The organism is Actinomadura sp. NPDC000929 (assembly GCF_040492065.1).
GTDB classification, from domain to species: Bacteria; Actinomycetota; Actinomycetes; order Streptosporangiales; family Streptosporangiaceae; genus Spirillospora; species Spirillospora verrucosospora.
In genome coordinates, this window is record NZ_JBEUPA010000301.1 from 1 (window position 1) to 2,967 (window position 2,967).

General features: G+C 75.5%; 3 protein-coding genes. All 3 read left to right on the forward strand.

Annotation, left to right across the window (positions count from 1 at the left end; translation table 11 throughout):
* On the forward strand, positions 1–1,060 hold a 1,060-nt coding region (locus ABWI04_RS42330; RefSeq protein WP_353835934.1), incomplete at its 5' end, for an aKG-HExxH-type peptide beta-hydroxylase.
* Positions 1,057–2,232, forward strand: coding sequence for an FxsB family cyclophane-forming radical SAM/SPASM peptide maturase (locus ABWI04_RS42335; RefSeq protein WP_353835935.1), 1,176 nt, complete (start codon positions 1,057–1,059; stop codon positions 2,230–2,232). The genes ABWI04_RS42330 and ABWI04_RS42335, both read left to right, overlap by 4 nt.
* A 144-nt stretch (positions 2,233–2,376) precedes the next feature.
* Entirely contained in the window at positions 2,377–2,862 is a 486-nt protein-coding gene (locus tag ABWI04_RS42340; RefSeq protein ID WP_378190710.1) for an Asp23/Gls24 family envelope stress response protein, read from the forward strand.
* Positions 2,863–2,967: the final 105 nt, after the last annotated feature.

Consider the following 2,967-nt stretch of genomic DNA (forward strand, 5'->3'; position numbering starts at 1 on the left):
CGGCGAGCGCCCCGGGCAGCTCGCGGGGCTGGCCGCGGCGGCGGCGGTGCGCGGACGCTGTGCGGGGACGTTCGCCGTTCCCGTCTCCCGCGGCGTGGTCACCCTGCCGTCGGTGGGCGTCCTCACCGCCCCGGAAGGCGCCGATACCGTGCGGATCGTCCACGACGGCCGGAAGGCGGTCGCCACCGCCGGGCGGACGAGCTCACCGATCCCCATCGACGGCGCCCCTGACGCGCCGGGCTGGCGGGGGCTGCGCACCCTCCGCGCCCGGTCCGGCGGGAGAACCGAGTTCGCGCTCCTCCTCGACGATGTGGACCCGTTCCGCTTCCCCCGCGCGTCGTCCGCCGCAGCCGAGCGCCTCTCCGAGGCGGCCGCGGCCGAGCTGGAGCGCACGCTCGGCGAGAGCTGGGACCTGCTGTCCCGCCACCACCGCTTCAGCGCGCGCGAGCTGTCCGGCACGGTGTCCACGCTCACGCCCCTGCGGACTTCCGGCGACGAGTTCCGCAGCGCCACCTCGCGGGAGCACTTCGGCTGCGTCGCGCTGTCCCTGCCGGTGGACCCGACCCAGCTCGCGGTCACGCTCGTCCACGAGGCCCAGCACGGCAAGCTGGCGGCGATCATGGACGCGGTGAGGCTGCTGCCCGGCGACGACGCCCGCCGCTACTACGCGCCCTGGCGCCCCGACCCGAGGCCGTTCTCCGGCCTGCTGCACGGCACGTACGCCTTCCTCGGCGTCGCGCGGTTCTGGCGGCGGCAGCGCTGGCTGGAGCGGGGCGAACAGGCGCTGGCGGCGCATCTGGAGTACGCGCAATGGCGGGAGGCGGTGCGGCTCGGGCTCGTCCAGCTCTGCTCGCACGACCGCCTGCCCGCGCTCACCGTGCGGTTCGTGCGGGGGATGCGGCACGTGCTGGACCAGTGGAGCGCCGAGCCGGTCCCGGGGCCGGCCGCCGCGCTGGCGGCGGAGCGGTCCGCCGCGCACCGCGCGCGCTGGATCGCCGCCAACGGGCCGCTGCCCGGCTGCCTGCGGGCGGTCCGCGACCTGCCGGATCCGGTCGCGTGAGCCCGCCCGCGCCGCGGGAGGCGCTGCCCTTCCGGGAGTTCATCCTCAAGATCCACAGCCGCTGCAACCTGGCCTGCGACTACTGCTACGTCTACGAGATGGGCGACCAGAGCTGGCGCGACCGCCCGGTCGCGATGCCGGCCGAGGTGGTCGACGCGGCCGCCCGGCGCATCGGGGACCACGTCCGCCAGCACGCGCTCCCCTCGGTCGAGGTCGTGCTGCACGGGGGCGAGCCGCTGCTGGCGGCGCCGCCCCTCATCGAGCGGGTCGTCGGTTCCGTGCGCGCCGAGGGCGTGGCCGCGTCGTTCTTCGTGCAGACGAACGGCACCCGCCTGACCGGGGCCCGCCTCGCCCAGCTCGACCGGCTCGGCGTCCGGATCGGCGTGAGCATGGACGGCGACGCCTCCGCGCAGGACCGGCACCGCCGCCTGCCGGACGGCCGGGGAAGCCACGCCGCGGTGGCGGCCGCGCTCGACGCCCTGTCCACCGGCCCGTACCGGCACCTGTTCTCGGGCATCCTCTGCACGATCGATCTCCGCAACGACCCGGTCGCGACCTACGAGGCGCTGCTGCGCCACCGTCCGCCCCGCGTGGACTTCCTCCTCCCCCACGGGAACTGGTCGGCGCCTCCCCCGGGACGCGCCGAGGGGTCGCCCGCCACCCCGTACGCCGACTGGCTCATCGAGATCTTCGACCGCTGGTACGGCGCGGCGGAGCCGCCGGCGGACGTCCGGACGTTCAGCGACCTGCTCACGCTGCTGCTCGGCGGGAGCGTCGGCAACGAGGGGCTCGGGCTCGCGCCCGTGCGGTACGCCGTCATCGAGACCGACGGCGCGATCGAGCACTCCGACCTGCTCAAGCCCATGACCGCCGCCTCCGCCGGCACCGGCCTGAACGTCCTGCGCGACTCCCTGGACGCGGCGCGCGCCCTCCCGGCCGCGGTCGAGCGGCAGCTCGGCGCGGCGGGCCTGTGCGAGCGGTGCCGGGCGTGCCCGCTCGTCGCCGTGTGCGGAGCGGGTCTCCAGGCTCATCGCTACCGGCACGGGACGGGCTTCGACAACCCCACGGTCTACTGCCCGGACATGATCCGTCTCATCGAGCACGTGCGCGGCCGGGTCGCCGCGGACCTGGCGGCCGCGACCCGGCCCGCCGGGCGCGGTCCCGCGGCCTGAGGGAGCCTCCGCCGCCCGGCGGGCCCGGCCTCGCCCGTTCACCGAACTTAGTTCGGCATTGACCCACTCTTTGGCCCTATAGCCGTTTTGGGTAACGCTGCGTGAGCATCATCCGCAGGTCAGCCGACGCATGGCATGGGGGGCATCGTGAGTCAGGACGACAGGCGAGGAGCCGAGCAGGCCGCGGTCGGAGCGAGGCGCAAGCGGGGCGCCGACGGGGGGTCGAGCGAACTGATCACGTCTGGCGGCAGCACCCGGATCGCCGACGACGTCGTGGCGAAGATCGCCACGATGGCCGCCCGGCAGGTCGGCGGCGTGCACGAGATGGGCGCGGGCATGTCCCGGACGATCGGGTCGGTCCGGGAGCGCATCCCGGGCGTCACGTCCGACAGCACGCAGGGCGTGGCCGTCCAGGTCGGCGAGCGCCAGGCTGCCGTCGACATCGATCTCGTCGTGGAGTACGGCCTGTCCATCCCGGACCTGGCCGCCGCCGTGCGCACCAACGTCGCCAACGAGATCGAGCACATGTGCGGCCTGGAGGTCGTCGAGGTGAACATCACCGTGGACGACGTCCACGTGGCCGACGAGGAGCCTCCGGAGCCGCGGCGCGAGGAGTCCCGGGTCCGATGATCTCCTGGACGGACGTGGCGGGCGCGTCCCGCCGGCCCGGACCCGCCCCCGCCGGCCGGCCGGGTCCGGCGGGCGGCACGGGGCCGGGCGAGCCCGCGTTCGCCG